General features: G+C 68.7%; 20 protein-coding genes. 7 read left to right on the forward strand and 13 right to left on the reverse strand.

Annotation, left to right across the window (positions count from 1 at the left end):
- Nucleotides 1-122: 122 nt before the first annotated feature.
- Nucleotides 123-350 (reverse strand): helix-turn-helix transcriptional regulator, encoded by a 228-nt coding sequence (locus ACYU96_RS03360; protein WP_460749061.1) that lies wholly within the window; start codon nucleotides 348-350, stop codon nucleotides 123-125.
- A 122-nt stretch (nucleotides 351-472) separates the two neighbouring features.
- Between ACYU96_RS03360 and ACYU96_RS03365 the strand changes: the two genes are divergently transcribed.
- The gene (locus tag ACYU96_RS03365) at nucleotides 473-1,057 is read left to right on the forward strand and encodes a helix-turn-helix transcriptional regulator (RefSeq protein ID WP_460749063.1); all 585 of its coding nucleotides are present in this window, start codon (nucleotides 473-475) and stop codon (nucleotides 1,055-1,057) included.
- Nucleotides 1,032-2,129, forward strand: coding sequence for a tyrosine-type recombinase/integrase (locus ACYU96_RS03370; protein WP_460749065.1), 1,098 nt, complete (start codon nucleotides 1,032-1,034; stop codon nucleotides 2,127-2,129). Before ACYU96_RS03365 ends, ACYU96_RS03370 begins: the two co-directional genes overlap by 26 nt.
- A gap of 105 nt (nucleotides 2,130-2,234) precedes the next feature.
- Here ACYU96_RS03370 and ychF read toward each other — a convergent pair whose 3' ends face one another.
- The 3 genes from ychF to ACYU96_RS03385 all read right to left on the reverse strand — a co-directional run bounded on the left by ychF (nucleotide 2,235) and on the right by ACYU96_RS03385 (nucleotide 5,873).
- Nucleotides 2,235-3,320 carry a redox-regulated ATPase YchF gene (gene ychF / locus ACYU96_RS03375; protein ID WP_460749066.1) on the reverse strand — a complete coding sequence of 362 codons (1,086 nt, stop codon included), beginning with the start codon at nucleotides 3,318-3,320 and terminating at the stop codon, nucleotides 2,235-2,237.
- Between the two features lie 82 nt (nucleotides 3,321-3,402).
- A complete protein-coding gene (locus ACYU96_RS03380) occupies nucleotides 3,403-5,028 on the reverse strand; it encodes a hypothetical protein (RefSeq protein WP_460749068.1) in 1,626 nt (541 codons plus the stop codon).
- The gene (locus tag ACYU96_RS03385; protein WP_460749070.1) at nucleotides 5,010-5,873 is read right to left on the reverse strand and encodes an ABC transporter ATP-binding protein; all 864 of its coding nucleotides are present in this window, start codon (nucleotides 5,871-5,873) and stop codon (nucleotides 5,010-5,012) included. The genes ACYU96_RS03380 and ACYU96_RS03385 overlap by 19 nt, the downstream gene beginning before the upstream one ends.
- Before the next feature lie 149 nt (nucleotides 5,874-6,022).
- Between ACYU96_RS03385 and ACYU96_RS03390 the strand changes: the two genes are divergently transcribed.
- Both ACYU96_RS03390 and ACYU96_RS03395 read left to right on the forward strand, forming a co-directional pair.
- Nucleotides 6,023-7,582 carry a DNA recombination protein RmuC gene (locus ACYU96_RS03390; RefSeq protein WP_460749072.1) on the forward strand — a complete coding sequence of 520 codons (1,560 nt, stop codon included), beginning with the start codon at nucleotides 6,023-6,025 and terminating at the stop codon, nucleotides 7,580-7,582.
- Nucleotides 7,583-7,587: 5 nt separating this feature from the next.
- Nucleotides 7,588-8,613 (forward strand): hypothetical protein, encoded by a 1,026-nt coding sequence (locus ACYU96_RS03395; RefSeq protein WP_460749073.1) that lies wholly within the window; start codon nucleotides 7,588-7,590, stop codon nucleotides 8,611-8,613.
- Nucleotides 8,614-8,658: 45 nt separating this feature from the next.
- On the opposite strand, the gene ACYU96_RS03400 is transcribed toward ACYU96_RS03395, so the two are convergent.
- Nucleotides 8,659-9,681: a 4-hydroxy-3-methylbut-2-enyl diphosphate reductase gene (locus ACYU96_RS03400; RefSeq protein WP_460749075.1), complete on the reverse strand. Its 1,023-nt coding sequence runs from the start codon at nucleotides 9,679-9,681 to the stop codon at nucleotides 8,659-8,661.
- Between the two features lie 73 nt (nucleotides 9,682-9,754).
- Here ACYU96_RS03400 and xseA point away from each other — a divergent pair, with 73 nt between their 5' ends.
- Complete coding sequence (gene xseA, locus ACYU96_RS03405) at nucleotides 9,755-11,011, forward strand: exodeoxyribonuclease VII large subunit (protein ID WP_460749076.1); 1,257 nt, start codon at nucleotides 9,755-9,757, stop codon at nucleotides 11,009-11,011.
- A gap of 338 nt (nucleotides 11,012-11,349) precedes the next feature.
- Here the strand turns inward: xseA and ACYU96_RS03410 are convergent, their stop codons facing one another.
- The 6 genes from ACYU96_RS03410 to ACYU96_RS03435 form a co-directional block, all read right to left on the reverse strand.
- A complete protein-coding gene (locus tag ACYU96_RS03410) occupies nucleotides 11,350-11,898 on the reverse strand; it encodes a nucleotidyl transferase AbiEii/AbiGii toxin family protein (protein ID WP_460749078.1) in 549 nt (182 codons plus the stop codon).
- A complete protein-coding gene (locus ACYU96_RS03415; protein WP_460749079.1) occupies nucleotides 11,838-12,266 on the reverse strand; it encodes a nucleotidyl transferase AbiEii/AbiGii toxin family protein in 429 nt (142 codons plus the stop codon). The genes ACYU96_RS03410 and ACYU96_RS03415 overlap by 61 nt, the downstream gene beginning before the upstream one ends.
- On the reverse strand, nucleotides 12,263-12,835 hold the full coding sequence (locus ACYU96_RS03420; protein ID WP_460749081.1) for a type IV toxin-antitoxin system AbiEi family antitoxin domain-containing protein: 573 nt from the start codon (nucleotides 12,833-12,835) through the stop codon (nucleotides 12,263-12,265). Before ACYU96_RS03420 ends, ACYU96_RS03415 begins: the two co-directional genes overlap by 4 nt.
- Nucleotides 12,836-12,972: 137 nt before the next feature.
- Entirely contained in the window at nucleotides 12,973-13,371 is a 399-nt protein-coding gene (locus ACYU96_RS03425) for a hypothetical protein (protein ID WP_460749082.1), read from the reverse strand.
- Entirely contained in the window at nucleotides 13,368-13,745 is a 378-nt protein-coding gene (locus ACYU96_RS03430) for a YwqJ-related putative deaminase (protein ID WP_460749084.1), read from the reverse strand. The genes ACYU96_RS03425 and ACYU96_RS03430 overlap by 4 nt, the downstream gene beginning before the upstream one ends.
- The gene (locus tag ACYU96_RS03435) at nucleotides 13,633-13,938 is read right to left on the reverse strand and encodes a hypothetical protein (RefSeq protein ID WP_460749677.1); all 306 of its coding nucleotides are present in this window, start codon (nucleotides 13,936-13,938) and stop codon (nucleotides 13,633-13,635) included. The genes ACYU96_RS03430 and ACYU96_RS03435 overlap by 113 nt, the downstream gene beginning before the upstream one ends.
- Before the next feature lie 84 nt (nucleotides 13,939-14,022).
- Here ACYU96_RS03435 and ACYU96_RS03440 point away from each other — a divergent pair, with 84 nt between their 5' ends.
- Entirely contained in the window at nucleotides 14,023-14,409 is a 387-nt protein-coding gene (locus ACYU96_RS03440; RefSeq protein WP_460749085.1) for a hypothetical protein, read from the forward strand.
- Nucleotides 14,409-14,744 carry a hypothetical protein gene (locus ACYU96_RS03445; RefSeq protein ID WP_460749087.1) on the forward strand — a complete coding sequence of 112 codons (336 nt, stop codon included), beginning with the start codon at nucleotides 14,409-14,411 and terminating at the stop codon, nucleotides 14,742-14,744. The genes ACYU96_RS03440 and ACYU96_RS03445 overlap by 1 nt, the downstream gene beginning before the upstream one ends.
- 119 nt (nucleotides 14,745-14,863) lie before the next feature.
- On the opposite strand, the gene ACYU96_RS03450 is transcribed toward ACYU96_RS03445, so the two are convergent.
- Both ACYU96_RS03450 and ACYU96_RS03455 read right to left on the reverse strand, forming a co-directional pair.
- The gene (locus ACYU96_RS03450) at nucleotides 14,864-15,283 is read right to left on the reverse strand and encodes an SUKH-3 domain-containing protein (RefSeq protein WP_460749663.1); all 420 of its coding nucleotides are present in this window, start codon (nucleotides 15,281-15,283) and stop codon (nucleotides 14,864-14,866) included.
- Between the two features lie 381 nt (nucleotides 15,284-15,664).
- Nucleotides 15,665-16,639 (reverse strand): helix-turn-helix transcriptional regulator, encoded by a 975-nt coding sequence (locus ACYU96_RS03455; RefSeq protein ID WP_460749089.1) that lies wholly within the window; start codon nucleotides 16,637-16,639, stop codon nucleotides 15,665-15,667.
- Between the last annotated feature and the right edge of the window lie 42 nt (nucleotides 16,640-16,681).

Here is a 16,681-nt window from a genome sequence, read left to right on the forward strand (position 1 = left end):
ACGACCGCGCCGTTGGAGCGGATGGCGCGGCAAGGCCAGGCATGGTGTCGTTGGCCGGAACAGCAACGGGGCCCGGACACCGAAGTGTCCGAGCCCCGTTGTGCGGGTGCGCCCCTGGCGAGTCAGCCATCCGTGACCCCTGCCGCCTCTTGCTGCGCCAGCCACTCCAGCACCGCCGAGCGCCGGTAGACCACCCGGCGCGGGCCACGACGGAACGAGCGCGGACCCAACCCGCAGTACCGCCACCAGCGCAACGTGTTCTCCGGAACCCCGATCAACCTCGACACCTCACGCGTCGAGAGCATCGGGTCCTCCTCGTCCGAGATCCCGGACCCCTGGTTCGCCTGCATCGTGACCACCTTCCCGGCAGTGCCAACACGACACCGCTCATCTTGTTACCATCAGTGCCAAGATATCACGCATCATTTCGACACTGCTGCGTGACACCCAACGTTTCGTTACCGTGAAGGACATGGGCACAGAAGACGACAAGAACATCGGCGCGAACCTGAAGAAGTACCGGACCTCCGCCGGGCTCTCCCAGGTCCAGCTCGCCATGCAACTCCTGAACGCCGGCTTCGAAGGCGTCCACCCTCAAACCATCCTGAAGATCGAACGCGGCCAACGACCTCTACGCCTGAGCGAAGCGCGCATCGTCGCCGACGTCTTCGACATCCCCCTCAACTACCTCTACGAGACCAGCAAGGACGCAGAAGACGAACTCGACGGCCTCCGCCGCGAACGCCTCATCCGCGAACGCACCCACGCCCTCCGCCAAGCCGTCGACCATCTCCTGACCGCCCAAGACGACGGCCGGGACTGGCTCGACCAGCACCCCCGCTCCAAAGCCGTCGTTGCCCACGGCATCCGCAAAGCCCTCGAACAAGGCGACATCACCGAGATCGTCGCCAGCCATGTCAACCACCATCGCAGCAAGCGCGAGGAAGCCCGAGCCAAGTCCGAGAACCCCCTCCCAGACTGGGCCAACGACCCCGACCCCGAGGAAGAAGAACAAGAACAGGAGAACCCCGATGGCATCAATCAAGAAACGCCCTAACGGCAAGTACCGCGCCCGCTACCGGGACGAGGCCAAGAAGGAGCACTCACGGCACTTCGATCGCAAGGCCGACGCGCAACGCTGGCTCGACGAGGTCACTGCGACGATCGTCACGGGCATATACGCTGATCCGCGCGCTGGCCGCATCACCTTCAAGACCTACTTCGACCAATGGGCGGAGCGCCAGGTCTGGGTAGGTGGAACGGATCGCGCGATGCAGCTCGCCGTATCGTCGACCACGTTCACCGACCACCCCATAAAGTCGATCCAGCGATCACACATCGAGGGATGGATCAAGCGGATGACCCGGGACGGCCTCGCTCCGGGGACGGTCAAGACCCGCTACAACAACGTCCGGAGCGTGTTCCGTGCTGCGACGCGGGACAGGGTCATCGGGGTCGACCCGACCGTGGGAGTGACGCTCCCCCGCCAGCGCCGGAGTGAGCATGCCCTGCGGATCCCCACTGCTGAGCAGGTGGGGGAACTGATCAACGCTGCCGACGACGAATTCGCGCCCTTCATCGCGCTCTGCGCGTTCGCGGGGCTCCGCCTCGGAGAGGCGGCGGGTACCAAATCCGGTGACATCGAGTTCCTCGGCAGGGTTCTCCATGTGCGACGGCAGATTCAGCGCGAGAACGGCGGCAAGATCGAGATCCGTCTCCCCAAGTACGGATCAGAGCGCGACATCGCCATCCCGGACGAGCTGACGACACTCATCTCCGCGCACATCAAGCAGTTCGGTACGCATGGCGACGACTGGTTGTTCGTCGGCGCGGGCGAGGACCCACCGCACCAGAACACCGTCGGATACAGGTGGCGGAAGGCCGTCAAGAAGTCCGGCGTCACGGGCTTCACTCTTCACGACCTCCGCCACTTCTACGCTTCCGGCCTGATCGCTGAGAACTGTGACGTCGTCACGGTGCAGCGCGCCCTCGGGCACGCTTCCGCCAAGACGACGCTTGAGACGTACGCGCACCTGTGGCCGAACGCGAACGACCGCACCCGAAACGCAGCGCGCTCGCTCATGCGGTCCGCACTGTCCACCGCCGACACACGGCGCCAGGCTCAGTGAGCCCTCGCGCGGCCATCCTCCGCAGGGCCACAACCGCGAATCTTGCGGACTCCCTGCGGACCGGCGCTCGCTAAACCGCATCTGACCTGCGGCGCGACCCCGATATCAGACGTTGAAGCGGAACTCGACCACGTCGCCGTCGGCCATCACGTAGTCCTTGCCCTCGATGCGGGCCTTGCCCGCAGCCTTCGCCGCCTGCACGGAGCCGGTCTCGAGCAGGTCTTCGTACGAGACGACCTCCGCCTTGATGAAGCCGCGCTCGAAGTCGGTGTGGATGACCCCGGCAGCCTGCGGTGCCGTCCAGCCCTTCTTGATGGTCCAGGCGCGGGCTTCCTTCGGGCCGGCGGTGAGATAGGTCTGCAGGCCGAGCGTGTGGAAGCCGACATGCGCCAGCTGGTCCAGGCCGGACTCCGTCTGCCCCGTCTCGGCCAGCATCTCCGCCGCCTCCTCCGGTTCCAGCTCGGCGAGCTCCGACTCGAACTTGCCGTCCAGGAAGATCGCGTCCGCGGGGGCGACCAGCTTCCGCAGCGCCTCCTGCGAGGCGGTGTCGGCGAGCCCGTCCTCGTCGGTGTTGAAGACGTAGATGAACGGCTTGGCCGTCATGAGCTGCAGGCTTGCGATCTCCGCGAGGTCGAGGCCCACGGCCGCCGCACCCTGGTAGAGCGTGGCACCGGACTCGAGGATCTCCTGCGCCTTCTTGGCCGCGGCGAAGAGGACCGGGTCTCCCCTCTTGATCTTGACCTCCTTCTCCATCCTCGGGAGGGCCTTCTCAAGGGTCTGGAGGTCCGCCAGGATCAGCTCGGTGGAGATCGTCTCGATGTCGCCGGGAGCGTCGACCGAACCATCCACGCGGACTACGTCCGTATCGGTGAACGCGCGTGTGACCTGGCAGATCGCGTCGGCCTCGCGAATGTTCGCGAGGAACTTGTTACCCAGTCCCTCACCCTCGGACGCGCCCTTGACGATGCCCGCGATGTCGACGAACGACACCGTCGCCGGCAGCTCGCGCTCGCTCGCGAAGATCTCGGCGAGCTTGCCGAGCCGCTCGTCCGGCAGCGGCACCACCCCGATGTTGGGCTCGATCGTGGCGAAGGGATAGTTCGCCGCGAGCACCTGGTTGCGGGTCAGCGCGTTGAAGATGGTGGACTTGCCGACGTTAGGCAGGCCGACGATGCCGATAGTGAGAGCCACGTCGGAAGATTCTACGTGCCGGGCCGGCGACGGGGCCACGGCGGAACAGCGCGCCACCGTGCCGACGTCGGCCCCGGACCTGTCATGGGAACGCCTGGACCTGCTGCAGCAGCTCCGGGGCGCGGCGGTCGAAGACGCGCGCACCCACCCGGACGCCGGCCACGAGCAGCACCGCGCCCTCCGTGAGGCCGAACAGGAGCGTCACCAGCCCGACCACCGGATCCCCCGACACGAACGCCCAGATGCCGAGCCCGACCAGCGGCAGGGACAGACCGACGACGACGAGCATGTTCAGGAGCTGTGCCGCCATCGTCGCCATGGCAGCACCCTGCGGCGACTTGAGCGGGCTCTCCCCCGGCTTCGCCACCGGGTAGACGAGCATCGCGGACGCGACGCTCGACGCACCGAGGGTGAGGCCGAGCGTTCCCAGGCACACGCCGAGCAGCGGCGCCGTGAACTCCCACCGGCCGGAGAGCCAGATCGTCGACATGACCACGATCACCACCACGGCGGTGCCGAAGATCAGCACAGGCAGCACCCGTCCCCATCGGTCGGCGCGGCCCGTGGTGCCGGTCGCCACGTGCAGGGCGAAGGCGGTGTAGTCGTAGCCGACCTCGTTCGAGACGCTGAACGCCAGCACCCACGCGACGACGGGGCCGGCCAGGAGCAGCAGCTCGAGGCTCCCGGTCGAGCGGGTAGGCAGCCACAGGACCAGCGGCATGAGGAAGATGACGCCGATGCCCGCCGCGTAGCGGGGGTCCCGGACCCAGTACGTCGTGCAGCGTGCGGCGACGGCGCCGACGGGCGTGGCCGGGAACCGGCCGAACCAGCCCAGCCCCTTGCCCTTCGCACCCTTGCCGCCGCCGACCGTCGGAGTGACCAGCGCCTTCGCGAGCGAGCGGTCCCAGATGAGCCAGAGCACCACGACCGTCCCCACGGAGATGGCCAGCTTGGCCAGCGCGGCGCCCCATGCGCCGTCCTGGACGGCGACGGGCAGCGACCACGGCGCCCCGAACGGCGTCCATGCCGCCAGCTCGCCGAACCGGGCGATCACCACCGCGAACACCGATCCGTCGACGGTGACCGTGGCCCCGTCGGCCCGCAGTTCCTGGGAGACGGCGCCGACCTCGTTGCTCGCCCAGCCGAAGGCAGGCCCGATCAGCACGAGCGGCACCAGCGCGGCCATCGCCACGACCTCCCGGTACCGGCGCGACTCCAGCAACGGTGCGAGCGCAGTGGTGACCGCCCGTGAGCCGACGACGCACGCGGCCACGCCGAGCGCCGACCCGGCCAGAGCCACGGGGATCAGCCAGGGTTCCCGCCACCAGGCGAACGCGACCCCGCCCGCCGCGAGCATCGTCGCCATCCCGGGTACGGAGACGACGCCGGCGATCGCGAGCGCCGTGATGAGCGTGCGGCGCGGGATCGCGAAGACGGTGAAGCGCTGCGGGTCGAGGGTGGGGTCGACGCCGAACACGAAGACAGGGATCACCCACCAGCAGAGCACCGCGACCGCGCCGGCCAGCGTGATCATGTGTCCGGTGAGATCGAGGTCGGTACCGCCGCCGAGGATCGCGGAGATCACGAGGGCCCCGACGACACCGAGCCCGTAGAGCAGCGCGAAGCACAGCCCGATGGTCTGCCAGACACTGCGCCGCAGGGTGTTGCCGAGCAGGGTCAGCTTGAGCCTTACGAAGTGCGCAACCATTCGAGCCCCTCAGCTCGGGTGCGGCCTCCGACGAGGTCGACGAACCGGTCTTCCAGCGTCTGCTGGCCGCGGACCTCGTCGATGGTGCCGGCGGCGAGCACCTGACCGCCGCCGACGATGGCGACGTGGTCACACATGCGCTGCACGAGATCCATGACGTGGCTGGAGACGATGACGGTGCCGCCGCCGGCGACGTAGTCGGCGAGGATGTCGCGGATGTTCGCGGCGCTGACCGGGTCGACGGCCTCGAACGGCTCGTCGAGCACGAGGGTGCGCGGGGCGTGGATCATCGCGCTGGCCAGGGCGATCTTCTTGGTCATGCCGGCGCTGTAGTCGACGACGTAGGTGTCGGCGTCGGCGACGAGGTCCATCGCCGCCAGCAGGCTGCGGGCGCGTTCGGCGACGGTGTCGCGGTCCATGCCGCGCAGCAGGCCCGCATAGGTGACGAGCTGGAGGCCGGTGAGGCGGTCGAACAGGCGCACGCCGTCGGGCAGGATCCCGAGCGTGGCCTTGGCCTCGTCGGGGCGGGCCCACAGGTCGGTACCGCGCACGTGGACGCTGCCGAAGTCGGGCCGGAGCAGACCGGTGGCCATGGACAGGGTGGTGGTCTTGCCGGCACCGTTCGGTCCGACAAGTCCGTAGAAGGAACCGACGGGCACGTCCAGGTCCAGCGCCTGCACCGCCACCTTCTGGCCGAACCGCTTCCACAGCCCGCGCAGACTGAGGGCGGCGCCCGGGTCGGGCGGCCGTGGTGCTGCGGGCTCGGGCGTCACGGGGTCCGACGGCGTTGCCGGCGCGCGTTCGCCTGCGGAGCCGCCGGCTCCGGGGCCGGTCTCGTAGGTCATGACGACAACCTAGACGGAGACTCCGACACGAGGCATCCGTCATCAGGATGACCTGCCTCCGGCGCAAGACTGAACGTGTCACCTCGCACTTCGGGTTGTCTGCGCGTCGTCCTTCGTCAGTGTCGGTCACCCGTGGCAGCCTTGGCGGCATGGACCTCGGCTCGATCTTCCTGGCGCTCGTGACCCTCGCTGCCGGCGTGCTCGTGGGCTGGCTGTGGCATGCCACGCGGACGTCGACGGCGGTGCGCGAGGCCGATCTGGAGACCGCCCGCCTGGGTGCGCGCGCCGAGGCCGCCGAGCGGGAAGCGGCCACGGTGCGTGAGCGTGCCGAGGCCGATGTGCAGGTGGCACGGGAACGCGCCGCGGAGCAGGTGGCGGGCGCCCGTGCGGAGCAGGAGCGGGCGGCGCAGCAGTTCAAGCTGCTCGCGGGCGAGGCTCTGGAGGCGAACACGAAGCAGTTCCTCACGCTGGCTGAGCAGCGGCTCTCCACCGCGACGGTGCGGAACGAGGCAGAGCTCGCGAAGCGGGAAGAGGCGGTCAAGAACCTGGTCAACCCGCTGTCCAAGGTGATGGACACGGTGCGGACCCAGGTCGAGGAGGCTGAGAAGGCACGGGTGCAGGGGCACGGCCAGCTCACGGAGCAGCTCCGGCAGGTCGCCGAGGAGTCTGCTCGGCTGCGCAGCGGGACCAGCGACCTGGTGGCCGCGCTCCGCACCTCAGAGGTGCGCGGCGCGTGGGGCGAGCTGCAGCTCCGCCGCACGGTGGAGGCCGCGGGCATGCTCAACCGGGTCGACTTCACCGAGCAGGAGGAGTTCACCTCGGACAACGGGCTGCTGCGACCCGACATGGTGATCCACCTGGCCGGAGCCAAGAACGTCGTCGTCGACTCGAAGGTCGCCTTCATCCGCTACCTCGAGGCACAGCAGACGGACGACGTGCACCGCCGCGAGCAGTTGCTCGACGCGCACGTGAAGCACATGCGCAAGCACGTCGACGAGCTCGCCGGCAAGAAGTACTGGGCACAGTTCGACTCGGCGCCCGAGTTCGTGGTCATGTTCGTGCCCGCCGAGGCCTTCCTCTCGGCCGCGGTCGAGCAGCAGCCCGACCTGCTGGAGTACGCCGCGCGGAAGAACGTCATCCTCGCCACGCCCATGACCCTGATCGCGCTGCTGCGCACCGTCGCCTTCGCATGGCGGCAGGAGGCGCTCGCGGAGAACGCGGCGAAGGTGCACCAGGTCGGCAAGGAGCTGCACTCGCGGCTCGTCACGATGACCGGCCACATCACGAAGATGGGCCGTTCCCTGGAGACGTCGACGAAGGACTACAACAAGCTGATCGGGTCGCTCGAGCGCAGCGTCCTCAGCTCGACCCGCAAGATGGTCGAGCTCGAGGTCGTCGATCCCCGTGACGCGATCGAGGAGCCACGCGAGATCGAGGAGACCCCGCGCTCCATCACCAGGTCCGAGCTGCTGGCCGCCGACGAGGGTGGCATCGTGGCGATCGAGTCCGCACGCGACACCTCCGACCAGGCGGACCCGCCGTCAGGCAACTCGGAGGGATCAAGGGCGACACCGGGCGGCGGTTCTGACAAGGACGCGATCGACGCCGTCGTCATCCAGCAGGTCGAGGTGACCGAGCTCGCGGCGAGCGACCAGCGAGCCCTGGCCGACGCCGAGAGGAAGACCCGCTCCACGGCCGCCGGCAGCTGAGCCCGGTGACCGACAGCACCGGCAGCACCGACGTCGATCCGGCGGGCACAGCCGCGGGCAAGGACCGCACCCTCCCGCTGCGCGTCCTCGGTCTGGTCGTGCTCTGCGCGATCGGTGCCGAGCTGCTCGCCGCCTACGGGGACAGCACCGGCGACCTCGGCGGAGTCGCGTTCGGGCTGGTCTTCTTCAGCGCCCTCTACGGCGCTCCCGCCCTCCTCGCACGCGACCTGGCCCGGCGAACCGGCGGCGGCTGGCCCGCCATGCTGCTGCTCTTCGCCGCGCTCGGCGTCGCCGAGGCCTGCCTGATCGACCAGTCCCTCTTCGCCACCGACTTCCTGAACTACGAAGGATGGGAAGAGACCCGGGAAGCGACCCTCGTCCCCGGCCTCGGGCTGAGCGCCTTCAACGCCTACAACTTCATCGTCGGGCACATCGTCTTCAGCTTCGGCGCCCCTGTCGCGATCGCCGAGGCCTGGCGCCCCGACAAGGCGACCGAACCCTGGCTGGGACCGTTCGGCACGGTGCTCGCCGCCCTCGCCTACGGCGGAGCCGTCGCGATCGTTCTCAGTGACCCCGAGTCCCGCACGGCCACGCCGACGCAGCTCGTCGTCTCGGCCGGCCTGGTGCTCGGGCTGCTCGCGGCCGCAGCCGTCGTCGGGCGGCGTCTTCGTGGCCGGACCCGTACCTCGCCCGGACGACGCCTCCCGATCGGGACGACCTTCACCGTCGCCCTCGCCCTCGCGCTCACCGCAGGGTTCGCCGGAGAGACGTGGGCAGGGTTCGCCGTCGGCGCGGCCGTCACCGCACTGACCGGGGTCGCCCTGCTCCTCGCCGCCCGGCACTACGACTGGACCGCCCGCCACGCCGCGGCGGTGGCGTTGGCGTTCCTGGTGGTCCGTGGCGGCCTGGCGTTCCTTTACTTCCCGCTGCTCGGAGACGTGGCGCCCGGGCCGAAGTATCTCCACAACGTCGCCATGCTGACGCTCGTGCTCCTGGCCGGATGGGCGGCACTGCGCCGCCGTCCGACATGAGGAGGCAAGGGGCGGAGGCGTCAGCAGGCGGCGTCGGCGAGATCGTCAGGCGAGCGGAAGCTGCTTGCGGGACTCCTTGCGAGGACGCTCGTCCTCGGAGCCCGCTGCCTTGAGGCCGGCTCGCAGCTCGCGCGGCAGGGAGAACATGAGGTCCTCGGTCGCGGTCCGCACCTCCTGCACATCGTCGAACCCCCGCCCGGCCAGCAGCTCCATCACGTCGCGGACCAGGATCTCCGGGACCGAAGCGCCCGAGGTCACACCGACTGTCGTCGCGCCCTCCAGCCACGCCTCGTCGATCTCCGACGAACGGTCCACGCGGTACGCCGAGCGCGCGCCCGCCTGGAGCGCGACCTCGACCAGCCGCACCGAGTTCGACGAGTTCGCCGAGCCCACGACGATCACGACGTCGCAGTCCGGGGCCAACTTCTTCACCGCCACCTGGCGGTTCTGCGTGGCGTAGCAGATGTCGTCGCTGGGCGGGTCCTGCAGGGACGGGAACTTCTCGCGCAGCCGGCGGACCGTCTCCATGGTCTCGTCCACGGACAGCGTGGTCTGCGAGATCCACACGACCTTGTCGGGGTCGCGCACGACGACCTGGTCGACCTCGTCGGGTGAGTTCACCACCTGCACGTGCTCGGGGGCCTCGCCCGCGGTGCCCTCGACCTCCTCGTGCCCGGTGTGGCCGATGAGGAGGATGTCGTAGTCGCCCTTGGCGAAGCGCACGGCTTCCTTGTGCACCTTGGTCACCAGCGGGCAGGTCGCGTCGATGGTGTCGAGGCTCCGAGCCTCGGCCGACGCGCGCACCGCCGGCGAGACGCCGTGCGCGGAGAACACGAGCCGGCCGCCCTCGGGCACCTCGTCGGTCTCCTCGACGAAGACGGCGCCGCGTTCCCGCAGCGTCTCCACCACGTACTTGTTGTGCACGATCTCCTTGCGCACGTACACCGGCGCGCCGTAGGTCTCCAGCGCCTTCTCGACGGCGACGACGGCGCGGTCGACGCCTGCGCAGTACCCGCGAGGGGCTGCGAGGAGGACGCGCTTGGTCAGGGTGGACGTTCCGGAAGTCACGCCGCCAGTGTATGTGGCGACAACGCCTGTGGATGAAGAGCGTGGTGTCAGACAGTGAAGGCAGGATGGACCCGTGACCGACCAGACCGCCGCCCCGCTGCCACTGCCCGAGATGGCCGCCGACACGAGCGCGAGCCGACCGTGGCCGGTCCGCGTGCTGTCCGACAAGATCAAGGGCTACATCGACAGGATGCCGCCGGTGTGGGTCGAGGGTCAGGTGGTGCAGTTCAGCCGGCGTCCGGGCTCCGGCGTGCAGTTCCTCACACTGCGCGACGCCGACCGCGACGTCTCGCTGCCCGTGACGATCTTCAGCAGCGCGCTGGGCCGGCTGGCGAAGGTGCCGGACGAGGGCGACCACGTCGTCGTGCACGCGAAGCCCACCTTCTGGACCAAGCGCGGCACGCTGCAGATGCAGGCCAACGACATCCGGGCGGTCGGCGTCGGTGAGCTACTCGCCCGCATCGAGGAGCTCAAGCGCGTGCTGGGCGCCGAAGGGCTCTTCGACCTGGACCGCAAGAAGCCCCTCCCGTTCCTGCCGGGCGTCATCGGGCTGGTCTGCGGGCGGGAGTCGAAGGCGGAGCACGACGTCGTCGTGAACGCCCGCGCGCGCTGGCCGCAGGTACGGTTCGAGATCCGCGAGGTCGCGGTGCAGGGTGTGGGCGCCGTCCCCGAGGTGAGCCGAGCGATCCAGGAACTCGACGGGCGGGACGACGTCGAGGTGATCGTCGTGGCTCGCGGCGGGGGGTCCGTCGAGGACCTGCTCCCCTTCTCCAACGAGGCGCTCGTCCGGGCGGCCGCCGGCTGCCGTACACCGCTGGTCAGCGCCATCGGCCACGAGACGGACTCCCCGCTGCTCGATCTGGTCGCCGACCTCCGCGCCTCGACCCCGACCGATGCGGCCAAGTGCATCGTGCCCGACGTCTCGGAGGAGCGGCAGCGCCTGACGCAGGCGCGGCAGCGCATCCGGGGTGCGATCACGACACTCCTGAGCCGTGAGCAGCAGGGTCTCGACAGTTTTCGCTCGCGTCCCGTGCTCGCCGCGCCGCACACCATGCTGGAGTCACGTGAGCGGGAGGTCTCCCAGGCGATCGGGCACGCCCGGCACACGCTGAACGCGCTGCTGCTGCGCGCGTCGGGCGAGGTCGGCCGGCTGGAGGCGCAGGTGCGCGCCCTCTCACCGGCGTCGACCCTGGAACGCGGTTACGCCGTCGTCCAACGTGCGGACGGTCGCGTGGTCCGCGCACCCGGGGACGTCACCGTCGGTGACGAGGTCCGCCTCCGCCTGCCCGACGGCACCCTGGGCGCGGAGATCACCTCGGTGGGGGAATGAGGCGGCCTGCGGCCGCGGACGGCGCACCCGCCGCGGGGCGGATCGTCGGCGAGGCCGGGTTCGATCTGGCGGTGCAACCGCGTATCAAGTTCGTCGAGCATCCCGGCGGGCGGGGACGTCCGGTCCCGGTGCCGACGGTCCTGCCGCGGCTGAGTGCCGATGCCGCGCTGGCGACCGTCCGGCTACCACTCACCTGAACTGGTCGGACCGCGGCCGAGCGTTCGACCTAGGAGATCGCCGCCAGCGCGCTCGGATCTACGAGAGCCCCCGAGACCTGGCGGCGTGACGCGCCAACCTGACCAGACGCAGTCCGCTCGACCGCCGATCAGTGAGCACCCCTACGTGGCCGTAAAAGCCGCCTGCGGCGCCTGCCATTCTCCTGCCTCGGGGTCCCACGCGCGGCCCTCGGAGCTGCCGTCAAGTGCTGTGCCTGTGAAGGCGACGATCTCGTTCAGCATCTCCTGGAATCGTTCTGGTGTGCTGGCTTCGAGGCGTTGCTTGCGCCGCCATGGGGCCCATCGCGTCTGGGCAACGTCGGCCATGCCTTCGAGCACGGTCTCGAGAGGTTGCGGCACGACTCCGCGGTGTGCGGCTACCTGGCCGATTGCGGCAGCCAGGTCGGACTGGCGGATGTGCCGGGTCCGCATGAGGGCGGCGATGTCGACGAAGTCTCGCCAGCGAGTGTTCGCGGTGCCCCGTTCGACGGCGGTGACGATCTTCTCGGCGAGGACCATGTGGTCCGGGTAGCCCATCAGCTGCACAACACCACCGAGCAGGCGGGGCACCTCGGTGTGGGCGGGTGCCGGCCAGATCGGGTCCCCGAAGTTCACGTCCACGTGCAGCGCGATACGGGCCGTGGCCAGCCTTGCTGTGACCTTCGCGCGCACGCCGGTGTAATCGCCTCGTCGCGGATCTCCTCCCCCGAGACCGACGCCAGGTCGAATTCCAGCCCGTCGTCCAGATCAACGGCCACGATCCGACGCACGCGCTCGGTGACGTCGTCGATGTCGTTCGGGAAGCCCGACGCGGCAAGATCGACGTCACGCGTGGGCCGACGAGCGGCGAAGGCCGCCATCAGGACACCACCCTTGAGCACGAAGTCCTCGACGTACTTCGACACGGCCAGGCGGGCCAGGAATCCTTCGAGGGCGTAGAGAGTCAGGTATTCGGCGACGTCACGACCATCGCGGCGAGCCAGGTTCCGCAGGTCGTTGTAGGCGCGACCTGACGACGTGTCGCGAGTAGGTCGAGTCACAGCAGAATCTCCAGGGCTTGTCGAACGCGGGGCAGGGACCGCGGGAACGCGCCAGCCGTCGCCAGCAGGGCGGCAGGTGAGTTCCCCCGCCGGCGCACCCAGCGACGTAGCGCCGTATGGGCGGCATCGAGGCCTTCGTGATGGGCCAGGCGGAAGCTGTCGACAATGGTGCGCTCGGCGGAGTAGACCCACAACTCCAGATCCCCCTCGTCATCCAGCCTGATCCGCCCGACATCGAACGTCGCGGGATCGAAGCTGTGCCAGGTCACATGATCGAACCCCGCCGGACGACGAACTCCCCGGGGCAGAGCGATGTCCGGACCGAACGGGATCACGTCGCTCAGCTCATGGTGGACCAGCGCACTGGTCAGACACATCGTCGCCTGAGGCCGGAGCGCCGTCGCCGCCGCGAGGGGAACCAACGCCGGATCGATCAGGTCAGGCCGGATGAACACACCCCTGGCAACCCGCTCCAACTCACCGCTCTCAACCATGCGATACACCTGGTCCTTGCGCAGCCCAGCAGCACGCGCGTCGTCAAGAGTCAGCACCGCCGACGAGGACACCATGCGGGACTCCTAACTGCTTACACCCCAAGGGTACCTGTATACAGTTAGGAACGCATCGCTACAGCATGGCGCGGGTCTGTCCTGAACGGTTACAGTCAAGTTCCCACATCATGGTCGTCCGATGCGGCATCTCTCTGTCAGCCGAGCATGAAGTCGGCACCACCCCCCAACATCAGTTCCTCGACGTCCGCCGCGCATCCATGAAGCCCTTCGTACTCCACGGTCGGGTAGAACGCTTCGAACGATGCTCGTACTACCCGGTCCTCATGATCGCGTCGCACCAGGTCACTGCCGTTCTTCGCGATCAGGTACTCCTGCAACTCGTCAGACATCATCTCAACCTCGAGGTCGGTCAGTACACGCTGGCGCAAAAATGCCAGCGCCCGCTCAAGAACCAGTCGTGGCGCGTCGGTCAGAGCACCCGAGGCGAGAGCGAAGGTGAGCACAGCGACGGCGTACAGTCGATGCGCCTCGGCAGCACTTTCACGAAGCCCTCGCTGGTACTCAGCGATCAGTGAATCCTTGATCCCACTCACTCGGCTACCCCAACGCAGAAATAGGGCAAGATGCGCCCACAAGTCGGGCAAGGCGCCTTGGGGAGACCGTGACCAGGTGGCGTCGTTCCGATTGCACGTGTGTCAATCACTGCGCCAGACGGAGACCTACCAGCGTGGAGCGCATCGTTGATGCAGGCGATCTCTGCACACCATCCAGAGATTCGCATCTTCCGAATGCCTTTCGGAAGCGAGTCGGGCGCTTCCTGCATCTCCGGATGGAAGACTCGCACGCTCCCCGATTCACCGTAGATGTGCCGAACCGTCACCCCCTGCAGGCAGGAACGAATCCATGCTTGGGGCAACACCGGTAGCCACCACGATCCTGCCGTGAGCGGTGGTCGGAACCCGACCATGACCTGCGGACACGCGCTCCGGGAGCCCGACAGAAGCCTGAAAGTTGGAAGCGTGAAGCCCGACGACGTCCTGCGGCCCGACGACGGTCTGCGCCGACGCTTGCGGGGCGCAGTGCACGAGGACCGCCAGTGCGAGGACGGCCGCGAGCAGGGCGAGGACCCGACTGGTGAACGGTCGGGCGAGGGTGGTCATGGGGTGCAGTCTTCCAGCCCGGCGCCGCGATCGTGGGCCGGGGAACCCGTCCACCAGAACCGTTGCTGTAGTAGATTCGACTACGTGAACTTCGAGCAGGGGCAACCACCTGTCGCGCCGGGCTGGAAGCACCGGGCCGACTACATCCGCACCCGATCAACCAGGAAGGACTCGGCCGGAGAGACGAACATCGAACCGGAGTGGGCCGACGAGGCATTCACCGACCCCCGCGCGGTCGTGTTCAGCCCCGACCCGGCGTCCAAGAAGGGCCAGTCCGACCGCACGATCGGCTGGTCCGAGACCGCAGGATTCCTGATCACGGTCATCACCGTGACCGAGGGGACCACGGTGTGGGGCGCGAACGCGTGGAAGTCCAACGACGTCGACCAACGCCACTACCAGGCCGACCGAACACCGGCCGACGACCAGAAGCACGACGACGACGAGAACGACGAGAAGGAGGGGTCCTGATGAGCAAGGACCAGCCGATCACCGACCTGCTGACCCAGGTCGCCGAGGAATCCGAAGCCTCCCGGCACGACCCGCTGCCCGAGACCGCCGTCGGGGTGCGCCGCGGGGAAGGTCCCGCGCCCAGGGTCCTGTCGGTGCGCCTGAGCGACGAGCAGTACCAACGCCTGACCGCCGCGGCCGCTCACCGGGACCTGCCCGTCTCGACCATGGCCCGCCTGGCGATCCTCGAACAGCTCGACGCCCAGACCCGACCTGCCTCCGGACCGATCGACCTGAACACCGTCGCCGACGCCCTGCGCGAGGTCCTGCGCCCCGAGTTCCTCAAGGCGTCCTGAACCCCACCCCGAGTGGGAGGAAGCCCGGCCGCCGAGAACTCGGCCGGGCTTCGTCGTTGCTCAGGGCTCAGGGGCGCCGGTAGCACCGCGCCCATCACAGTCACGACGCCCTCCAATGGTCAGACACGTGAGTCTGGAACCTCCCGATCTAGTCGACGCGAACCAGGCTCCACGAGGAGCGCGGGAACGACGGCGACGACGTCCTCGCCCATGAAGCCGTAGTCCGCATCGAAGCCGCCCCAGAACTCACCCGCGTCGTCAATGACGAGCGTCATGTGCGAGTACTCCCCGACGGGGGTGACCGGTCGTCCGATGCCCTCGGCGTAGGCAGAGCACCAGTCCGGGTCCGCATCGCGCGCGGCTGCTCGCCCATCGATCCGCAGCGCTCGAAGCCCGTCGGTCGAAGACACCACCAGCCCCGAGTATTCCGCCGGGAACCCTCGCGCAGGCTCAACGAGCGCATGTCCAGCACGCACCAGCTGATCAAGCACATCTTCGACGTCGACCCGACGATTTGGTGACCGTCCCGCCAACCGCAGCGTTCCTGAGCTGTCGTCATTGGTTCGGCACCCAAACGGAGCAGTTGCCGCACGGCGGGAAGAACTCGCCGGTCTTCGTCCTCACCGTGTAGACCTGGAACCGATCCAGGATCGCTGCCTGCTGCACGGGATCGCTGACTCCGTCGAGCATCCGCGTACACGCAGCAACCTCGGCACAGTTGTTCGGTGCCCATGGCTCCGATGACGGGTCCGGCAACCGCGACTGCAACGCTGATGGCGGCGTGAGCTTCTCACCCGAGAATCCAGTCGTCACCCCGGCCCGTGACTGGATCCACCGCGGCCAAGGTCGCCGTCGGGATACGGCGCCCGCCCTCCGCCAGACGTGCGGCAGACCGCTGGTCGGCGTGTGCTCAACACCGCTCAGACATCGTGGCCGGGTATGAACGCACCGCCCGCCGCGCGGTGGAACCGCATCGCGAGCCGGTCGAAAGCCGCCGCGAGCTCGTCCCCCTCGACCACCTCGATGTCCACGCCAAGCTGTGTCAACCACAGCGCGAGCTGATCCGGGTCGTCCGACCCCAGCTCGACCCGGCACGCGGACTCGCCGACCGCCTCGATCTCGCGCGGGACCGGGATCCTCGCGGCGACCTGAGCGGCGGGAGCATGGACGAGCAGCCGGGCGCGATACCTCCAGGCCGTCTTGGTGACCCGTCCCACGACATACTCGACGACCTCGTCCTCCGGGATCACACGCGGCCGGAACCTTACGCCCGTCGGCGCCCGCGGAACCATACGGTCGACACGGAAGACCCGCCAGTCATCGCGGTCAAGATCCCACGCCAGCAGATACCACCGCGCCCCCCAGCTCACCAGCCGCTGCGGCTCCGTGAAACGCACCGACTCGCCGCCACCGTGCTTCGTGTACCCGAACCGGAGCCGCTCGTGTGCACGGATCGCGGCCGCGACCACGCCGAGCACCGAGAGATCGAGCACCGCGTCGACCCCAGGAACGATGCTCGTCACCTCACGCACCGCCTCCACACGCCGACGCAACCGCGCAGGCAGCACCTGCTCCAGCTTCGCCAACGCCGTCAGCGAGGTCTCCTCGACGCCCAACCTCCGCGTCGCGACCGTGCTCAACCCCACCGCGACGGCCACCGCCTCATCATCATCCAGCAACAACGGCGGCATCGCCGTCCCCGCCGCCAACCGATACCCACCCGCCACACCAGGACGCGCATCCACCGGGTAGCCGAGGGAGCGCAGCTTGCCGACGTCGGCGCGCACGGTCCTCGTGCTCACATCGAGCCGGCCGGCGAGCTCGGAGCTCGTCCAGTCGCGCTTGAGCTGGAGCAGCGAGAGGAGTTCGAGCAGGCGGGCCGAGGTCTCCAACATGTTCTCGATCATTCCAGCCATTGCGGAAGGGACCCTGCCGCA

The organism is Myceligenerans cantabricum (genome assembly GCF_054777735.1).

Excerpts from the sequence above, each read along its gene's own strand:
- ACYU96_RS03420 (WP_460749081.1), bottom strand. The coding sequence starts at position 12,835 with ATGGTGTCCTCGTCGGCGGTGCTGACTCTTGACGACGCGCGTGCTGCT.
- ACYU96_RS03445 (WP_460749087.1), top strand. The coding sequence starts at position 14,409 with ATGAGCAAGGACCAGCCGATCACCGACCTGCTGACCCAGGTCGCCGAG.
- ACYU96_RS03385 (WP_460749070.1), bottom strand. The coding sequence starts at position 5,873 with ATGACCTACGAGACCGGCCCCGGAGCCGGCGGCTCCGCAGGCGAACGC.
- ACYU96_RS03455 (WP_460749089.1), bottom strand. The coding sequence starts at position 16,639 with ATGTTGGAGACCTCGGCCCGCCTGCTCGAACTCCTCTCGCTGCTCCAG.
- ACYU96_RS03390 (WP_460749072.1), top strand. The coding sequence starts at position 6,023 with ATGGACCTCGGCTCGATCTTCCTGGCGCTCGTGACCCTCGCTGCCGGC.
- ACYU96_RS03435 (WP_460749677.1), bottom strand. The coding sequence starts at position 13,938 with ATGACCACCCTCGCCCGACCGTTCACCAGTCGGGTCCTCGCCCTGCTC.
- ACYU96_RS03360 (WP_460749061.1), bottom strand. The coding sequence starts at position 350 with ATGCAGGCGAACCAGGGGTCCGGGATCTCGGACGAGGAGGACCCGATG.
- ACYU96_RS03365 (WP_460749063.1), top strand. The coding sequence starts at position 473 with ATGGGCACAGAAGACGACAAGAACATCGGCGCGAACCTGAAGAAGTAC.
- ACYU96_RS03370 (WP_460749065.1), top strand. The coding sequence starts at position 1,032 with ATGGCATCAATCAAGAAACGCCCTAACGGCAAGTACCGCGCCCGCTAC.
- ACYU96_RS03430 (WP_460749084.1), bottom strand. The coding sequence starts at position 13,745 with ATGGTCGGGTTCCGACCACCGCTCACGGCAGGATCGTGGTGGCTACCG.
- ACYU96_RS03380 (WP_460749068.1), bottom strand. The coding sequence starts at position 5,028 with ATGGTTGCGCACTTCGTAAGGCTCAAGCTGACCCTGCTCGGCAACACC.